This is a genomic window from Paenibacillus soyae (assembly GCF_024623455.1).
Classification (GTDB): domain Bacteria; phylum Bacillota; class Bacilli; order Paenibacillales; family Paenibacillaceae; genus Pristimantibacillus; species Pristimantibacillus soyae.
This window is the reverse complement of record NZ_JANIPJ010000065.1, coordinates 1-522: the sequence shown is the minus strand read 5'-3', so window position 1 is coordinate 522 and position 522 is coordinate 1. Positions and strand designations below refer to the sequence as shown.

1 protein-coding gene is annotated in these 522 nt (G+C 74.3%); it reads left to right on the top strand.

The annotated features are described in order from the left end of the window. On the top strand, positions 1-522 hold a 522-nt coding region (locus NQZ67_RS29995), incomplete at both ends, for a collagen-like domain-containing protein (RefSeq protein ID WP_257453167.1).

The window sequence follows — 522 nt, the reverse complement described above, 5'->3', positions numbered from 1 at the left end:
CGCTACTGGACCTGCTGGACCGACTGGTGCCGACGGCGCGACCGGACCTGCTGGACCGACTGGTGCCGACGGTGCGACTGGACCTGCCGGACCGACTGGCGCGGACGGCGCGACTGGCGCGACTGGACCTGCCGGACCGACTGGAGCCGACGGTGCGACTGGCGCGACTGGACCTGCCGGACCGACTGGCGCTGACGGTGCGACTGGCCCTGCTGGACCGACTGGCGCGGACGGCGCGACTGGACCTGCTGGACCGACTGGCGCCGACGGCGCGACTGGCGCGACTGGACCTGCCGGACCGACTGGTGCTGACGGTGCGACCGGACCTGCCGGACCAACTGGCGCGGACGGCGCGACCGGACCTGCCGGACCGACTGGTGCCGACGGTGCGACTGGACCTGCCGGACCGACTGGCGCGGACGGCGCGACTGGCGCGACTGGACCTGCCGGACCGACTGGAGCCGACGGTGCGACTGGCGCGACTGGACCTGCCGGACCGACTGGCGCTGACGGTGCGACTGG